The 16,123-nt window shown below is 63.3% G+C and carries 15 protein-coding genes; 8 read left to right on the top strand and 7 right to left on the bottom strand.

All coding sequences use genetic code 11. The features are described from left to right. The first annotated feature begins 41 nt into the window (after window positions 1-41). On the top strand, window positions 42-830 hold the full coding sequence (gene hisN / locus EPJ54_RS17060; RefSeq protein ID WP_135212958.1) for a histidinol-phosphatase: 789 nt from the start codon (window positions 42-44) through the stop codon (window positions 828-830). A gap of 87 nt (window positions 831-917) precedes the next feature. Further along, window positions 918-2,378 (top strand): flavin-containing monooxygenase, encoded by a 1,461-nt coding sequence (locus EPJ54_RS17055; RefSeq protein ID WP_135212957.1) that lies wholly within the window; start codon window positions 918-920, stop codon window positions 2,376-2,378. Here EPJ54_RS17055 and EPJ54_RS17050 read toward each other — a convergent pair. Genes EPJ54_RS17050 through EPJ54_RS17035 form a run of 4 tightly spaced genes read right to left on the bottom strand, consistent with a single transcriptional unit; the run spans window position 2,375 to window position 5,458 of the window. After that, entirely contained in the window at window positions 2,375-3,037 is a 663-nt protein-coding gene (locus tag EPJ54_RS17050) for a DsbA family oxidoreductase (protein WP_135212956.1), read from the bottom strand. The two genes, EPJ54_RS17055 and EPJ54_RS17050, sit on opposite strands and share 4 nt — an antisense overlap. Then, window positions 3,037-3,873, bottom strand: coding sequence for an N-carbamoylputrescine amidase (gene aguB, locus EPJ54_RS17045; protein ID WP_135212955.1), 837 nt, complete (start codon window positions 3,871-3,873; stop codon window positions 3,037-3,039). Before aguB ends, EPJ54_RS17050 begins: the two co-directional genes overlap by 1 nt. Continuing rightward, window positions 3,873-4,475, bottom strand: a complete 603-nt coding sequence (locus EPJ54_RS17040) for a 2-hydroxychromene-2-carboxylate isomerase (protein ID WP_135212954.1) — start codon at window positions 4,473-4,475, stop codon at window positions 3,873-3,875. Before EPJ54_RS17040 ends, aguB begins: the two co-directional genes overlap by 1 nt. Beyond that, window positions 4,472-5,458, bottom strand: coding sequence for an agmatine deiminase family protein (locus EPJ54_RS17035; RefSeq protein ID WP_135212953.1), 987 nt, complete (start codon window positions 5,456-5,458; stop codon window positions 4,472-4,474). Before EPJ54_RS17035 ends, EPJ54_RS17040 begins: the two co-directional genes overlap by 4 nt. Before the next feature lie 127 nt (window positions 5,459-5,585). Here EPJ54_RS17035 and EPJ54_RS17030 point away from each other — a divergent pair, with 127 nt between their 5' ends. Continuing rightward, entirely contained in the window at window positions 5,586-7,136 is a 1,551-nt protein-coding gene (locus EPJ54_RS17030; RefSeq protein WP_167755804.1) for an ArnT family glycosyltransferase, read from the top strand. Here the strand turns inward: EPJ54_RS17030 and edd are convergent. Together edd and zwf are read right to left on the bottom strand one after the other, a co-directional pair. Beyond that, a complete protein-coding gene (edd, locus tag EPJ54_RS17025) occupies window positions 7,133-8,962 on the bottom strand; it encodes a phosphogluconate dehydratase (RefSeq protein WP_239590996.1) in 1,830 nt (609 codons plus the stop codon). The two genes, EPJ54_RS17030 and edd, sit on opposite strands and share 4 nt — an antisense overlap. After that, window positions 8,962-10,428, bottom strand: a complete 1,467-nt coding sequence (gene zwf / locus EPJ54_RS17020; RefSeq protein WP_135212951.1) for a glucose-6-phosphate dehydrogenase — start codon at window positions 10,426-10,428, stop codon at window positions 8,962-8,964. Before zwf ends, edd begins: the two co-directional genes overlap by 1 nt. 122 nt (window positions 10,429-10,550) lie before the next feature. Between zwf and EPJ54_RS17015 the strand changes: the two genes are divergently transcribed. From EPJ54_RS17015 to eda, 5 genes are all read left to right on the top strand, one after another. After that, window positions 10,551-11,624: a LacI family DNA-binding transcriptional regulator gene (locus EPJ54_RS17015; protein WP_135212950.1), complete on the top strand. Its 1,074-nt coding sequence runs from the start codon at window positions 10,551-10,553 to the stop codon at window positions 11,622-11,624. 137 nt (window positions 11,625-11,761) lie between these two features. Next, a complete protein-coding gene (locus tag EPJ54_RS17010) occupies window positions 11,762-12,403 on the top strand; it encodes an RpiB/LacA/LacB family sugar-phosphate isomerase (RefSeq protein WP_135212949.1) in 642 nt (213 codons plus the stop codon). A 33-nt stretch (window positions 12,404-12,436) separates the two neighbouring features. Further along, complete coding sequence (gene kduD / locus EPJ54_RS17005) at window positions 12,437-13,195, top strand: 2-dehydro-3-deoxy-D-gluconate 5-dehydrogenase KduD (protein WP_135212948.1); 759 nt, start codon at window positions 12,437-12,439, stop codon at window positions 13,193-13,195. 20 nt (window positions 13,196-13,215) lie between these two features. Continuing rightward, window positions 13,216-14,211: a sugar kinase gene (locus EPJ54_RS17000; protein WP_135212947.1), complete on the top strand. Its 996-nt coding sequence runs from the start codon at window positions 13,216-13,218 to the stop codon at window positions 14,209-14,211. Then, window positions 14,208-14,843 (top strand): bifunctional 4-hydroxy-2-oxoglutarate aldolase/2-dehydro-3-deoxy-phosphogluconate aldolase, encoded by a 636-nt coding sequence (gene eda, locus EPJ54_RS16995; protein ID WP_135212946.1) that lies wholly within the window; start codon window positions 14,208-14,210, stop codon window positions 14,841-14,843. The genes EPJ54_RS17000 and eda overlap by 4 nt, the downstream gene beginning before the upstream one ends. Here the strand turns inward: eda and EPJ54_RS16990 are convergent. Continuing rightward, on the bottom strand, window positions 14,840-16,123 hold the full coding sequence (locus EPJ54_RS16990) for an NAD(P)/FAD-dependent oxidoreductase (protein ID WP_135212945.1): 1,284 nt from the start codon (window positions 16,121-16,123) through the stop codon (window positions 14,840-14,842). The two genes, eda and EPJ54_RS16990, sit on opposite strands and share 4 nt — an antisense overlap.

Here is a 16,123-nt window from a genome sequence, read left to right as displayed (position 1 = left end):
GCCTATGGCGGGCCCGTTTTCGTTGTGCTTGAAGGAACGCGATGACCGCGCACGACATCCCCCGCCTTCTCGCTTTCGCCGACATGTTGGCCGACGCGGCGCGCGGCGCGATCCTGCCGTTCTTTCGCAATGCGCACTCGATCGACCACAAAGGCGGTGACCGCTTCGATCCCGTCACCGACGCTGACAAAGCCGCCGAAGCCGCCATGCGCGCTTTAATCGAGCGCGACTTTCCCGATCACGCCATCCTTGGCGAAGAATATGGCGAGCGCGCCGGCGCGAGCGGCTATCAATGGGTGCTCGATCCGATCGACGGCACGCGCGCCTTCATCTCGGGGCTTACGTCCTGGGGCGTGCTGATCGGCCTCTATTACGAAGGCCGCCCGCTGATCGGCATCATGGATCAGCCCTATCTGGACGAGCGCTATCGCGGCTGGAACGACGGCGCGAACGTCACCGCGCGCGGGCAAACACAAGCGATCAAAACCCGCCCTTGCGCCAGCCTCGCCCAAGCGCTCGCCTCCACCACCGATCCCTATCTCTTCAGCGGCGCTGAAGCCGAAGCCTTCGCGCGCGTGCGCAAAGCCACGAAGCTCACGCGCTATGGCTATGATTGCTACGCCTATTCCATGGTCGCGGCTGGCTACCTCGATTGTGTCGTGGAAAGCGGCTTGAAGCCGTTCGACATCGCGGCCCTCATCCCGATCATTCGCGGCGCCGGCGGCGATGTCGTGTCCTGGCGCGGCGGCGATGCCGCCCAAGGCGGTCAAGTGCTGGCCGTGGGTGACGTCGCGCTGAAGCCCGCCCTATTGGAAATGCTAGGCGCCTAACGCCGGGCCGGCGCCCCAACGGCACGGATGCGCCGCCGATAGCTTCGTACTAGGCTCCCGCAAAACAGAACAAACGGGAGGAAGCGCATGCGCGTAGCGATCATCGGCGCGGGTCTTGGCGGGCTTTGCGCGGCGATTCAGCTGAAGCAGGCCGGCTACACCGACATCACCATCCTGGAAAAATCCGACGGCGTCGGCGGCACTTGGCGCGACAATCTTTATCCCGGCTGCGCCTGCGACGTGCCGGTCGCGCTTTACCAATTCTCATTCGCGCCGACGCCAAAATGGAGCCACCTTTACGCACGCGGCCCAGAAATTCGTGAATACGCCAACGATCTCTGCGATTGGTTCCAACTCCACCCGCACCTGAAGCTCAACGAAGAGCCGATCAGAGCCGTGTGGGACGATGCGAAATCTTCGTGGGCGCTCACCACGCGCACTGGCGCCACGTACGAAGCAGATGTGATCGTTTCCGCGCTCGGCCAACTCAACCGCCCGCAATGGCCGAACATTCCCGGTCGCGACACGTTCAAGGGCGCCTCGATGCATTCGGCGCGCTGGGATCAGAGCGTGAGCCTCAAAGGCAAGCGCGTCCTCTGCATCGGCTCAGCCGCCAGCGCCGTGCAGCTCATTCCAGAGGTGGCGAAGGAAGCCGCGCACCTCACCGTCTTTCAGCGCACGCCGAACTGGTGCATCCCGCGCATGGATCAGGCCATCACCGACGAAGACAAGGTCCTGATGATGACCAATCCCGAGATCGCAATGAAGCTCGGCGCCATGACGCGCGAATTGATCTATGAGCGTGCCGATCATTTCTTTTGGCAGGCGTTCGAATGGACGCCCGAAGGCCGCGCCGCCCTCACCCGCCAATCGCTCGACCACCTCGCTGCGCAAATCCCGAACGAAACCCTCCGTAAGAAACTCACGCCGGACTATCCGATCGGCTGCAAGCGCGTGCTGATCGTGGATGATTTCTATCCGGCTTTGATGCGCGATAATGTTGAACTCGTCACCGAACGCATCGACCGCATCAGCGAGAACGGCGTCGTCACCAAGGATGGCGTCACACACGAAGGCGATGTCATCATCTACGCCACGGGGTTCGAGACCACCGATTGGCATTGGTCGCTTGATATGTATGGCCGTGGCGGCGTGCATTTGAGCGAAGCCTGGAAAGATGGCCCACAAGCCTATCTCGGCCTGCTCACCGCCGGCTTCCCCAATATGTTCATGCTCTACGGCCCCAACACCAACCTCGCGCACAATTCGATCACCTTCATGATCGAGCGCCAGGTCGAGTACATCGTCAAAACGCTCGCCGCCACGCGCGCGCAAAACGCCCGCTCCGTCACCGTGCGCGACGACGCGCAAGCGCGCTTCAACGCAGGCCTACAAGAGAGGCTCGCGAAAACCGTTTGGGCCGATCCGCACTGCGCGTCGTGGTATAAAAACGCCGCCGGCCGCATCACCCAAAACTGGGGCTCGCACACGCGCGATTACGCGAAGGCGACGGCCGAGCCGGTGTTGGCGGATTTGGAGCTGCGTTAGCTTGCTTCGCGCCCAGTGCCTGCGACGATCTCGCGGATCGCTTGTTCGAACACTTGTGGCGGCTGGCCGCCTTGGATCAGCCAGCGTTCGTTGAAGATCACCGATGGCACGGCTTGAATGCCGTTGCGCCGCCATTGTTCTTCCTCGGCGCGCACCTCAGCTGCGAATTCGTCCGACGCCAAAATCTGGCGCGCGCGTGCGGGATCGAGGCCCGCTTCCGCCACAGCATCCGCCAGCGCATCCGCATCATTCGTCGGCCGCTGATCGGTGAAGTTCGACTTAAACAGCGCTTCCTTCAGCGCGAGCTGCTTGCCTTCAAGCCCCGCCCAATGCAGCAGCCGGTGCGCGTCGAATGTATTCCAGATGCGGCTCTCCGGCCCGTAATTGAACGTAAAGCCAAGCTGCGCGCCGCTGTCCTTGATCGCTTGGCGCGAGGCGGCCGAACGCTCCGGCGAGGCGCCGTATTTCCTCTGAATGTGCTCGGTCGTGTTCTCGCCTTCCGGCGCCATGTTCGGATTGAGCTCGAACGGCTGGAAGCGGATCTCCGCCTTCACCTGATCGCCCACCGCATCCAGCGCCTGCAACAAAGACCGCAAGCCCACCACACACCAAGGGCACGCCACGTCAGAGACGAAATCGATGCGAAGGGTTTGGGTCATTACCGATAAAACTCCGTCCGCCGGTCGCGGAAGAAACCCCAAGCGGCGCGGTGGCGGTCGAGGAAATCGCGTTCGAATTCGTGCACGAGCACGCCTTCGTCTTCGCGCTCGAAGCTTTGCACCAGATCGCCGCGATGATCGGCGATGAAGCTGGAGCCGTAGAATTTCTGCCCGCTCGCTTCCGTGCCGATGCGATTGCTCGCCACTACCGGGATCACGTTCGACACGGCATGGCCTTGCATCGCGCGCCGCCACGGATCGCGCGTGTCGAGCGAGCTATCGTGAGGCTCGCTGCCGATCGCAGTCGGGTAGAACAACACTTCCGCGCCTTGGATCGCCATCGCGCGCGCGCACTCGGGAAACCATTGATCCCAGCAAATGCCCACACCGATGCGGCCGAACGCGGTGTCCCAAACTTTGAAGCCGGTATCGCCGGGGCGGAAATAATATTTCTCCTGATAGCCGGGGCCGTCAGGAATGTGGCTCTTGCGATACACGCCGAGCTGCTTGCCATCCGCATCCAGGATGACGATCGAATTGTAATAGAGCGGCCCGTCGCGCTCGAAGATCGAGACCGGCACGACGACGCCCAGCTCCTTCGCCACAGGCGCCATCGCGACAACACACGGGTGCGTCGCCGCCTCGTGCGCCGTGCCGAACCATTTCTCTTCCTGCGTCGTGCAGAAATACGGGCCCTGATAGAGCTCCGACGGCAGGATCACTTGCGCGCCCTTGCCTGCCGCTTCGCGCACGAAGCGTTCGGTCTTTTCGATATTGGCTTTCAGGTCTTCGCCGTAGCTGGTTTGGATCGCGGCGACTTTAATCGTACGTGGCATTAGAGATGTCCCTGAACCGCCCAATCGAGCGCGGCTTCCAAGCGGTCATTGCCCCAGAACAATTCCTTGTCGGCGGTCACGAACGTTGGCGCGCCGAATATGCCGAGCGCCTGCGCTTCTTCGGTAGACACACGCAAAGCCGTTTTCACGTCATCGCTCTGCGCCAATTCCACCATCGCCGCGTCGAGCCCGGCGCGGCGGAGCGCTTCTGCTGCCGTCAACGGGTCCGAAATGGTGCGGCCTTCGCCGAATTCAAGTTGATAGACCGCCTGCGCAAAGCGCGCGCGCAGCGGGCCCTCTAACGCCGCCGCGATGCGCGCGCAGAGCAAGCCGTTCTGTGGGAACGGATTCGGCATCGTGAACGGCAGATCGAGCGCAGCGCAGGTGCGTTCCAAATCACGCACCATGTATTTGCCCTTGGTCGGGTAGATGTTGAACGGCGAGTCCTGCCAACCCTGCGAGGCGAACACCGGCCCCAGCAAGAACGGGCGCCATTCCACGACAACGCCGCGCGCCTTCGCCGCCGCCTCGATGCGCATCGCCGCAGGATAGGAATAGGTTGAGGCGAACTCGAACCAGAATTGGATCACAGGCGTGCTCATGCCGGCTCCTGTTGCGTGATGCAGTGGAACGAGCCGCCGCCGGTGAGAATGGCGTGCGACGAAAGCCCCACGACTTTGCGGCCTGGGAAGAGCGGCGCGAGCGCGTTCACGGCGTCGTCGCCACTGCCCGAATAGATCGGCACCACCACTGTCGAATTCCCGATCAGGAAATTCATATGGCTCGCCGGCACCGGATCGTCGTCTTCATCGACGACAATGCCCGGTGACGGAATGCGGATCACTTCAAGCTTGCGGCCCGCAGCGTCCGTCATCGCCGCCAACGACATCGCGATCTCTTCCAGCACCTCGAAGTTCGGGTCTTCGCGCCCGAACGGCGCTTGGCACACGACCTTACCCGGCGCAACAAAGCGCGCGAGATTGTCGATGTGGCCGTCGGTGTGGTCGTTCTCCAAACCTTCATCGAGCCACAATATTTTTGTCACACCGAGCGCCTTCTTTAGCGCGACCTCGGCGCCTTCCTCCGTCCAGTGCGAATTGCGGTTCGGATTGAGCAGGCATTGGCGCGTCGTCATCAGCGTGCCTTCGCCGTCCATCTCGATGGCGCCGCCTTCCAGAATGAAGTCGTGCTGCTTGAAGCCCGCGCCGGCCAGCAACGCCACGCGCGCGCCGACTTCATCGTCGTGCGGCAATTGATACTTGCCGCCCCAGCCATTGAACTTGAAGCCAAGCGCTTTGCCGTCCGCCGTGAAAATCGGCCCCGTGTCGCGAAACCAGATGTCGCCGAACGCGCCCGGAATGATTTCCGCATTCTGGCCGAGCGCGAGCTTTGCCGTCGCTTCCGCTTCGCGCCCATGCGCCAGCACGCGCATCTTGTCGCCCTTACCGCCATCGGCGAGCGCGCGGATCATCGCCGCGACCTCGGCGCGTGCGGGCTCCAAATCTTCTCCCCAAAGATCGGCGGCGGAGGGCCAGGCCGTCCAGATCGCTTTGTGGGGCTGCCATTCGGCTGGAATCGTCGTCATGGCCGCTCCTTAGCGCATGCAAACGACGCCAGATAGGCGTTTGCGGCCCGCGCGCAAGATGCGCCGCGCTTCTGGCGCCCTCCGCCCCGTTCGGCTAAGACCCAGGCGGGGAAATTCCGAGACGCTTATGACGCCGTTCCAGGCCGCCTTCGACCGCGCGAGCCTCGCCTTCGCAGCCGTGCTGATCGCGATGACCGCGATCCGTATCAATCTGCTCTTTCTGAACCCCGTCGGCCTGGGCGTCGACGAAGCGCAATATTGGGCGTGGTCGCGCAGCATCGAGTGGGGCTATTTCACCAAGCCGCCGATGATCGCCTGGGTGATCGGCGCGACGACCGCGATTTTCGGCGACGTCGAATGGGCCGTTCGCCTTGGCGCGCCGCTCGCACACGCCATCGCCGCCACCGCGCTCTATCTGCTCGGCCGCTCGACGCATGGCGCGTGGCCCGGCTTCTGGGCCGGCTTCAGCTGGCTGATGCTGCCTGGCGTCTTCTTCTCGTCGAGTCTCATCTCAACCGACGCATTGCTCCTGCCGCTGTGGAGCGTTGCACTCTTCGCGATGTGGCGCTTGATGAACACGCGCGCGATGATCTGGGCGATCGTGGTCGGCGTGTTCGTCGGCCTCGGCGTGCTCGCGAAATACGCGATGCTCTATTTCATAGTCTGCACCGCGCTCGCAGCACTTTGGCTCGAGCCGATGCGCCAAGCTTTGGCGCAAGGCCGCGCCTGGGTCGCGGGCCTGATCGCCGCTGTGATCGTGGCGCCGAATGTCTATTGGAACGTGCAGAACGGCTTCGCCACCGCGCGCCACACCGCGTCGAACGCGAGCCTCAACCTCGACGATATGTTCCATTTCGACGAGCTGTTCGAGTTCATCTTCGGCCAAGCGGCCGTGCTCGGCCCGCTCATCTTCTTTGCTCTGATCTGGCTGATCTGGCGCACCATTCGGCGTAGCGACACCAATTCGGTCGAAGACAAATTCCTCTTCGCCTACATCCTGCCACCCTTCGTCTTCATCTCGATCATCGCTTTCATCTCGCGCTCGAATGCAAACTGGGCGGCTGTGGCGTATCCCGCGATCGTGGTGTGGCTGACGGGCGTTCTCTTCGCCACGCGCAACGGCCGCGTCGTGCTCTTCAACGCGATCGCCATCAATATGGCGCTTGGCATTTTTGTGGCCGGCATATTTGCGTTCAACCCGGCGCAAGCCACGCAATTCAAGAACATCCGCAATGCGCTCGGCTGGTCGGAAACCGCAGCGGCAATCGCCGAACGCGCCAGCGTCGCGCCGGGCGAGCCGCCCTTCACCGCCATCATGGTCGATGACCGCGATCTCTATTTCGAGCTGAATTATCATTGGCGTGATCTACGCCGCGACGGCGTGCCGCTGCCGCCGCTGCGCATGTGGCTGCTGCACGGTGAAGCTGAAAACTCCGCCGAACAGCGCGACCCGATGCGACCGGAAGAAGGCGCGCGCGTGCTCGTCGTGCACCAACGCGCCGCGTACATTCCCTTCGTGGCTGGCGATTTCACCGTGTTCCGCACGGTGGAGCATCTCTCCGTGCCGCTTGGCGGCGGGCGCAATCGCGATCTTGAAATCTCGGTCGGCGAGGGCTTTGCGCCCGTGGTGCGCGACGAAGCGTTCCGCGAACGCGTGATGCGCCGCGACGACGATTAGATCGGATCGTAGTCCGGAAACGCTGAGCCGCCGCGCTCTGCCGAGCATGCGTTATGACGGAAGAGCGCGAACAGCTCACGCCCCATGCCGCGCGCATTGGCGGCGAGATTGAGCTGCGACGGCGCTCGCTCGCGCCAATCCGCTGGCGCCAACACCTCAAGCGCGCCCGCCTCGCCATCCACGCGGATCAGATCGCCGTCGCGCACTTTCGCGATCGGCCCGCCTTCCGCCGCTTCCGGCGTCACGTGGATCGCCGACAGCACCTTGCCGCTGGCGCCCGACAAGCGACCGTCCGTCACCAGCGCCACCTTGAAGCCGCGGTCCTGCAGCGCACCGATCAGCGGCATCAGCTTGTGCAGCTCCGGCATGCCATTGGCGCGCGGGCCTTGCCCACACACCACCAGCACACAATCGCGATCCAGATCGCCGCGCTTGAAAGCCGCCTGCACGTCCGCCTGTGAATCGAACACCAAAGCCGGCGCTTCCACCACGCGCTTGTCTTCCGCCACCGCGGACACCTTCACGCACGCACGCCCCAAGCCGCCCGCCATCAAGCGCAAACCGCCATCAGCCGAGAACGGCTTACGCACGCCGCGTAACACGCTTTCATCGCCGCTCACCGCCGGCGCATCGCGCCAGCTCAGCGTTTCACCAGCGAGGAATGGCTCTTGCGCGTATGCAGCCAAACTCCCGCCGCCCACGGTCACGATATCGCCATGCAATAAGCCCGCATCGAGCAATTCGCGCACCAGAAACGCCATGCCACCCGCATCGTGGAAATGGTTCACGTCGGCCGAGCCGTTCGGATAGATGCGCGCCAGCAGCGGTGTGACGTGCGACAGCTCCTCAAAATCGTCCCAATTGATCTCGATGCCCGCCGCCAGCGCGATTGCCGGCAGATGGATGAAATGATTGGTCGACCCGCCTGTCGCCATCAGGCCGATCATGGCGTTGACGATCGCCTTCTCGTCCACGACGCGCCCGATCGGGCGATAATCGCTTCCAAGCCCCGTGATCTCCGCCGCGCGCTTCGTCGCCGCAATCGTCAGCGCATCGCGCAACGGATTGTTCGGCGGCACGAATGCAGCGCTGGGCATGTGCAAGCCCATCATCTCCATCATCATCTGATTGGAGTTGGCTGTGCCGTAGAACGTGCACGTGCCCGGCGCGTGATAGCTCTCCGCCTCGGCTTTCAACAATTCTTCGCGGCCAATCTTGCCTTCCGCAAATAGCTGACGCCGCGCCGCCTTCTCCTTGTTCGGCAAACCGGATGGCATTGGTCCGGACGGCACGAGGATCGCCGGCAACCACGGAAAGCGCAGCGCACCGATCAGCAAGCCCGGCACGATCTTGTCGCAAATCCCCAAGAGCAGCGCCGCGTCAAACGTCGCGTGTGAGAGCGACACCGCAGTGCTCAGCGCGATTGCATCGCGCGAGAACAGTGAAAGCTCCATGCCCTCGAAGCCCTGCGTGACGCCATCGCACATCGCCGGCACCCCGCCGGCAACTTGCGCCACCGCGCCCGCTTCGCGGGCCGCTTTACGGATCACATCAGGAAAACGCTCATACGGCGCATGCGCCGAGAGCATGTCGTTGTACGCGGTCACGATCCCAATCGACGGCCATTTGCCGCCGAGCAATTGGATTTTATCTTGCACGGCGCATCCGGCCGACGTGTGCGCCTGGTTGGCTTCCGCCAATTTCACCCGCGCCGGCCTGGTCGGATCATACGCATCGATCAGATCAAGATAATGCCGCCGCCGCTTCGCGCTGCGTTGCGCGATGCGTTCGGTGACTTGGGCGATTGTGCTGTTGAGCGCTGCCATCAATCCGGATCCCACCACGCGCGGCCGTCGCGATCCATCAGCAGCGCCGATTGCGTTGGCCCATTGGAACCCGCAGCGTACGGATAGGGCTCCGCGCCGTTCGCGTCCCACGCCGCCAACAATTCATCCGCCCATTTCCAGGCCGCGTCGACTTCATCGCGGCGCATGAAGAGTGCGAGATTGCCGCGCACCACATCCATCAGCAGCCGCTCATACGCATCCGGGTAACGCACGCCGAAGGCATCCTCGAACGTCAGATCAAGGGGCGCCGCCTTAATGCGCAAACCCCCCGGCCCCGGCTCCTTCATATTGAGCCACAGACGCACGCCTTCATCCGGCTGGATGCGCAACACGAGCCTATTCGGCACGCCCGCATTCGCGCCAAAGATCGGCACCGGCGTATCCTTGAACTGCACCACGATCTCGGAACGGCGTGCACTCATGCGTTTGCCGGTGCGCAGATAGAATGGCACGCCAGCCCAGCGCCAATTGTCCACCTGCGCCTTGATCGCCACGAACGTCTCGGTACGCGACGGCTTGCCGACTTCATCCGCGTACGCCGGCGCAGGCTTCCCATCCACCAAGCCAGCGCGATATTGGCCGCGCACTGTTTTGCCCGCGACATCCATAGGCCCAATACGGCGCAACGCCGAAAGCACCTTCAGCTTCTCGGTGCGGATTGCATCCGCATCCATCGAGTTCGGCGATTCCAGCGCCACCAAGCACAGAAGCTGCAGCAAATGGTTCTGCACCATGTCGCGCAGCGCGCCGGACTTATCGTAATAGTCCGCGCGACCTTCGACGCCGAGTTCTTCCGCCACCGTGATCTGCACGTGATCGATGTGCTCACGCGACCACACAGGCTCCACCATCATATTGGCGAAGCGCAACACGAGCAGATTCTGCACCGTCTCCTTGCCGAGGTAATGGTCGATGCGGAACGTGCGCTGTTCATCGAACACGCGGCCCACGCCGTCATTGATCGCGCGTGACGACGCCAAATCGCGGCCGATCGGCTTTTCCAGCACGATGCGCGAATTGGCCGTCGCTAAGCCTGTCTCCTGCAGTCGTTCAGCAATGGTCACAAACAGCGACGGCGCGGTGGAGAGATAGAAGATGCGGACATTGCCATTGCCGTTCGCCAGCAAATCCTTCAGCGCCGCCCATTGCTCCGCCGGCGCGCTCGCATCGACGCGCGCGTATTCCACGTGCCGGACGAAATCCTCGCACTTGCCCTCATCCACACACGCGTTCGGTGAGAACTTGCCCCGGCTCTCGCGCACCATGTTGCGGAAGCTCTCGGTGTCGAGGTCAGATCGCGCCACGCCGATAATCCGCGATTGCGCCGGGATCTGCCCGTCCAGGAACCGGTGCAACAAAGCCGGAAAGAGTTTTCGCAGCGAGAGATCGCCCGTGGCGCCGAAAACGACCAGATCGAACGGGGGGACGGGGATGAACTCTGCCATGCGCTCTCAAACTAGTGTTCGCGCGCCGGCGCAAACAGGGCGCCAACGCTTTGTCTATATGTCATTGTCCCGCGACAATTACATTGCCAATCCGCGCCCGCGGCGCCTAAGGTCCGCGCACAATGGCTGATGACGATAAAACGCCCCCGCGACGCGGCCTGGGCGGGGAAAAGAAACCCACGATCAACGATGTCGCGCGCCTTGCCGGCGTCTCGAAGAAGACGGTCTCGCGCGTCATCAACCAATCGCCGTTCGTCAAAGAAGAGACGCGCGAGAACATCAACCGCATCATCGCTGAGATCGGTTTCTCGCCCGATCCGCAAGCGCGCGGCCTCGCCTTCCGCCGCTCGTTCCTGATCGGCCTCGTCTATGACAACCCGAACCCGCAATATGTCGTGAACATGCAGCTCGGCATGCTCGATGCGATGCGTGGCTCCGGCTACGAACTTGTCGTGCATCCGTGCAATCGAGGAAATCCCACGTTTCTCGCGGATTTTCGCCGCTTTATCGAACGCCAAAAACTCTCCGGCGTGGTGCTGACGCCATCCGTCTCGGAAGATGATCGCGTCAAAACTATCCTCGATGAAGTCGGCTGCGCCTATATCCGCATCGCCTCGGTGCCGGTGGACGAACCCCAGCACATCATCGTCTCGAACGACCGCCAAGGCGGCCGCGCCGCCGCGCGCCATCTGGCCGAACTCGGCCATACCCGTATTGGCTTCATCTCCGGCCCGCCCAGCTTCCGCTCCTCGCACGAACGCCACGGCGGCTTCGTCGAAGAGCTCAAGGATCGCGGCCTGAAGCTGGATGAGGACAACATCATCCAGGGCGCCTACACGTTCGAGACCGGCCTCTCCTGCGGCGCGGAATTGCTGAAGCGCTCGCCCCGCCCGACCGCCATCTTCGCCGCCAACGACGAAATGGCAGCCGGCGTGCTCCATGCCATCCGCCGCGCCGGGCTGACCTGCCCGAACGACGTCTCGGTGGTGGGTTTCGACGACTTCCAAATCGCCTCCTCCGTCTGGCCGCCGCTGACCACAGTGCGCACGCCCACCCGCGAAATCGGCCGCATGGCCGCCGAAAAGCTGATCGGCTTCTCCGAGGCCGACGAGGACGAGACCCCCGCCCGCGAAGCCGCCCCCGCCACTTCGCCCGCCCTGGTCGTCCGCGACTCCACCGGACCCGCACCACGCTGAGCGCGGGCCGGAAAAGCCGCTTGAATCGGATTCTGACACCGGTTACCAAGAAGATCAAATTGCTCTCACGCGGCGGCGACCTCGCGTACCGTCTGACCAAGCCAGCCCTGAAGCTCTAAGCCAAACAGGATCAGCCCATGAAAATCGCGCTCATCATCGAAAACAGCCAAGCCGCCAAAAGCAGCATCGTGCACGACGCGCTGAAATCGGTCGCTGAGCCGCTCGGCCACCAAGTCCATCACTACGGAATGTACACCGCCGAGGACAAAGCCTCGCTCACCTACGTGATGAACGGCTTGCTCGCCGGCATCCTCATCAATTCAAAGGCCGCCGACTTCGTCGTCACCGGCTGCGGCACTGGTATGGGCACGATGCTCGCGGCCAATTCCATGCCGGGCGTGTTCTGCGGTCTCATCATTGACCCGACCGACGCGTTCCTGTTTGGCCAAATCAATGACGGCAACGCCATCGCCATGCCGTACGCCAAAGGCTTCGGCTGGGCCGCCGAACTCAATCTGCAAGATTGCTATCGCAAGCTCTTCGACGGCGAGCGCGGCCTCGGCTACCCGAAAGAGCGCGCGCAGATCATGGCGAAGAACCGCGGCATCCTGAAAGAGGTGAAAGCCGCGTCGTGCAAGGACATGCTGACGGTGCTGAAGTCGGTTGACCAAGAGCTGCTGAAGTCAGCGATTGCCGGCGAGCGCTTCGAAGAACTCTTCTTCGCCAATGCGCAAGACACGGCCATCGCCGATTATTTGCGCCGCGTGCGCGCTTCGTAAGCGGTCCGCGAATAAGAACAATCCGAGGGAGCCATGAGCGCCAACCTGTTCAGCCTCGCCGGCAAAACCGCGATCGTCACCGGCGGCAATGTTGGCCTCGGCCAAGCCATCGCGCTGGCGTTGGCGGAGGCTGGCGCCGACATCGTCTCCACAAGCCGCCGCCCGGCCGAGGAAACCGGCGCAAAGGTGAAAGCGCTCGGCCGCCGCTTCGTTTCGATCGAAGCCGATCTCTCCTCCACCGCGCCCATCGCCGGCATCGTCGAGCGCACGGTCTCCGAGTTCGGCAAAGTCGACATCCTTGTGAACAACGCCGGCATCATCCGCCGTAACGATTCCGTCGACTTCACGGAGGAAGATTGGGACGCGGTGATCGACACCAATCTCAAATCCGCGTTCTTCCTCGCGCAAGCCGTCGGCCGTCACATGATCAGCCAAGGCCACGGCAAGATCATCAACATCGCCTCGATGCTCTCCTTCCAAGGCGGCATCCGCGTGCCCTCGTACACGGCCAGCAAAAGCGGCCTCGCCGGCATCACCAAATTGCTCGCCTGCGAATGGGCCGGCAAAGGCGTGAACGTGAACGCGATCGCGCCCGGCTACATGAGCACCGACAACACCGAGGCGCTGCGCGCGGACCCAAAACGCAACGCACAAATCCTCGACCGCATCCCGGCCGGCCGCTGGGGTGAATCGAGCGACATGGGCGGTGCGGCTGTGTTCCTGGCCAGCGCCGCGTCAGATTACGTGCACGGCGCCATTATCCCGGTGGACGGGGGCTGGCTCGCGCGCTGAGCCGGCATTAAGAGGATCACGTGACCCGCTTCGTTTGTTTCGGCGAATTGCTTATTCGCCTGTCGCCGCCCGGCCGCGAATTGCTGCTGCAAACGCCGCAGCTCTCGACCCATTACGGCGGCGCCGAGGCCAATGTCGCGATTTCGCTCGCGCGGCTCGGTCATGATGCGCGCATGGTCAGCGTCGTGCCCGACAATGCACTCGCGCAAGGCGCACTCGGCGAACTCCGCCGCTACGGCGTCGACACAAGCGCCGTGCAAAATGGCGCGGGTCGTATGGGCCTCTACTTTATGACGGCCGGCGCCGGCCAACGTCCGTCCGATGTGCTTTACGATCGCGCGCAATCCGCATTCGCGCTCGCCGCACCCGATGCGATTGATTGGAAAGCCGCGCTCGGCGGCGCCGATTGGCTGCACGTTTCCGGCGTCACGCCCGCCGTCAGCGCCAACGCGGCGGAAGCCGCACTGCGCGCTGTGAAGGCCGCGCGTTCGTATGGCGTTAAAGTCTCGTTCGACGCCAATTTCCGCGCCAAGCTTTGGGAAGTGCGCGGCGACGATCCGCGCCCGACCTTGAATGCACTCTTCGCCGAAGCCGATCTCATGTTCGCCAACGCGCGCGACATCACGCTCGTCACCGGCGACAAATGTGGTAGCGACGATGAAGCCGCGAAAATCGCCTTCGCGCGCTATCCAAACTTGCAACGTGTCGCCGCCACGGAGCGCAAGATTGTCAGCTCCGATCACCATGAACTCTGCGGTCTGATGTTCACCCGCTCTGGCGCCACGCGCACAAAAAACAACGAAATCACCGGCATCGTCGATCGCATCGGCGGCGGCGACGCCTTTGCTGCTGGCCTGCTACACGGCCTCGCGAACGGCGCCGACGATCAAAACATGCTCGACTTTGCCGTCGCTGCCGCGTGCCTCAAGCACACCATTGCTGGCGATTTCAATCTCGCCAGCGAAGCCGACGTGATCTTCCACCTTTCCGCCTCAGGATCGGATGTGCGCCGATGAGCGAGAAGCTGACGTCCGCCCACGTGATGTCGCTGACGCCGGTTCTGCCGGTGGTTACGATCGAGGATGTCGGCCATGCCGAACCGCTCGCGCGCGTTCTGCTCGCCAGCGGCATCAACACGATCGAGATCACGCTGCGCACGCCGGCGGCGCTCGGCGCCATTCGCGCGGTTGCGGACGCTGCGCCCGAGATGATCGTCGGCGCCGGCACAGTGCTCAGCGAAGATGATCTCAAGGCCGCGATCGATGCCGGCGCGCGCTACGCGCTCTCGCCCGGCGGCACCAAGAAATTGATGAAGGCGGCGGAGCACGCATCGATCCCGTTCATTCCCGGCGTCGCCACGGCCAGCGAAACCATGCGCGGCCTCGAACTCGGCTACACGCATTTCAAATTCTTCCCGGCCGAACAACTCGGCGGCGTCGCCGCCATCAAAGGCATCGGCGCGCCGCTGCCCGCCGCGCGCTTCTGCCCGACGGGTTCGATCACGCTCGAAAAAGCGCCAGCCTATCTCGCGCTCAACAATGTACTCTGCGTCGGCGGCTCGTGGATCGCGCCGAATGACAAGATCAAAGCCGGTGATTGGGCGGCGATCGAAGAGGCAGCAAAGAAAGCCGTGGCGCTAAAGCGCTAAAGCCGGTCGCGCAGCGCGTACCAGAGCATGCCCAGCACATAGAGCGGCGAGCGCAACGCCGCGCCACCCGGAAATTCCGGCGGCGCGAGGCCTGCCAGCACATCGAAACGCTCGGCCGTACCCGCCATCGCTTCAGCGAGCACCTTGCCCGTCAGTGCTGGCAGCAACACGCCCAACCCCGAATAGCCGTGCGCGAAGAAGAGATCGCCCGTGCGCCCAATGTGCGGCAGCCGCGACATGGTGATCGACACCAGACCGCCCCATGCATAATCAATGCGCGCATTGCAGAGTTGGGGGAACACTTTGAGCATGTGCCCCCGTGCGAACGCGGCCATGTCTGCTGGCGGTTCCGGCGTGTAACGCTCGCCGCCGCCAAAGATCAGGCGATTGTCCGCGCTCATGCGGAAATAGTTCACGACGAAGCGGCTGTCGCTCACGGCCAAATCATCGGCGATAAGTTCGCGCGCATTCGCCAGCGGCTCTGTCGCCACCAAATAATTCGCCACTGGCATGATGCGCTTGGCGACGCGCGGCTCCAGACCGCCCAGCAACGCATCGCACGCCAACACGCCATAGCGCGCCCGAACGACGCCCGATTCCGTGCGCGCGACAACGCCGTTGGTCGTTTCCAACGACACAGCGCGCGAGTCTTCATGCAACACAACGCCAGCGCCGCGCCCCGCCTCGGCCAATCCCAGTGCATAGTTCAGCGGATGCACATGCCCGCCGCACTCATCGAGAAAGCCGCCATGAAAGCCCGGCGCGTTGAGCTTCGCGCGCGCTTCGTCCGCGTTCAGCACATGCGCATTCGGATAAGCCATCACGCGCGCCAGCACGTCCGCCTCTTCGCGCATCCAGCTTAAGTCGGCAGGCTTCGCAGCGACCGTCAAATGCCCGTTCACGCGCAGATCGCAGGCGATGTTGTGTTTGGTAATGCGCTCGACGCTGAGATTTCGCGCCTCCATCGCCATGTCGAACAGCGTGCGCGCCTTCGCTTCGCCATAGCGTGCGACGAGATCGGCGGCGCTCTTGCGCCAACCGGGGATCATCTGCCCGCCATTGCGGCCCGACGCGCCCCAGCCGATACGACCGGCCTCCAACACGATCACCGAGAAGCCGCGCTCGATCGAGTTCAGCGCCGCATGCAAGCCGGTGAAGCCACCGCCGATGACCACGACATCAGCGTGCGCTTCGCCTTCAAGCTTCGGCGCTCGTGCGAACGGATTGGCGGTCGCCGCATAATACGACCGCTCCATGCCGAGGCCGGAATTGAAGCTCAT

The sequence above is a fragment of the Vitreimonas flagellata genome, from assembly GCF_004634425.1.
Lineage (GTDB): Bacteria > Pseudomonadota > Alphaproteobacteria > Caulobacterales > Aquidulcibacteraceae > Vitreimonas > Vitreimonas flagellata.
Note: the sequence above shows the minus strand (reverse complement) of the source record. Positions and strands in the feature narration are given on the sequence as shown.

Coding starts and splice junctions, on each gene's coding strand:
- aguB (WP_135212955.1), bottom strand. CDS start 3,873: ATGCCACGTACGATTAAAGTCGCCGCGATCCAAACCAGCTACGGCGAA.
- EPJ54_RS17035 (WP_135212953.1), bottom strand. CDS start 5,458: ATGACGACGATTCCAGCCGAATGGCAGCCCCACAAAGCGATCTGGACG.
- EPJ54_RS17015 (WP_135212950.1), top strand. CDS start 10,551: ATGGCTGATGACGATAAAACGCCCCCGCGACGCGGCCTGGGCGGGGAA.
- EPJ54_RS17050 (WP_135212956.1), bottom strand. CDS start 3,037: ATGACCCAAACCCTTCGCATCGATTTCGTCTCTGACGTGGCGTGCCCT.
- zwf (WP_135212951.1), bottom strand. CDS start 10,428: ATGGCAGAGTTCATCCCCGTCCCCCCGTTCGATCTGGTCGTTTTCGGC.
- EPJ54_RS16990 (WP_135212945.1), bottom strand. CDS start 16,123: ATGAGCTTCAATTCCGGCCTCGGCATGGAGCGGTCGTATTATGCGGCG.
- EPJ54_RS17055 (WP_135212957.1), top strand. CDS start 918: ATGCGCGTAGCGATCATCGGCGCGGGTCTTGGCGGGCTTTGCGCGGCG.
- edd (WP_239590996.1), bottom strand. CDS start 8,962: ATGGCAGCGCTCAACAGCACAATCGCCCAAGTCACCGAACGCATCGCG.
- kduD (WP_135212948.1), top strand. CDS start 12,437: ATGAGCGCCAACCTGTTCAGCCTCGCCGGCAAAACCGCGATCGTCACC.
- EPJ54_RS17010 (WP_135212949.1), top strand. CDS start 11,762: ATGAAAATCGCGCTCATCATCGAAAACAGCCAAGCCGCCAAAAGCAGC.
- eda (WP_135212946.1), top strand. CDS start 14,208: ATGAGCGAGAAGCTGACGTCCGCCCACGTGATGTCGCTGACGCCGGTT.
- EPJ54_RS17030 (WP_167755804.1), top strand. CDS start 5,586: ATGACGCCGTTCCAGGCCGCCTTCGACCGCGCGAGCCTCGCCTTCGCA.
- hisN (WP_135212958.1), top strand. CDS start 42: ATGACCGCGCACGACATCCCCCGCCTTCTCGCTTTCGCCGACATGTTG.
- EPJ54_RS17040 (WP_135212954.1), bottom strand. CDS start 4,475: ATGAGCACGCCTGTGATCCAATTCTGGTTCGAGTTCGCCTCAACCTAT.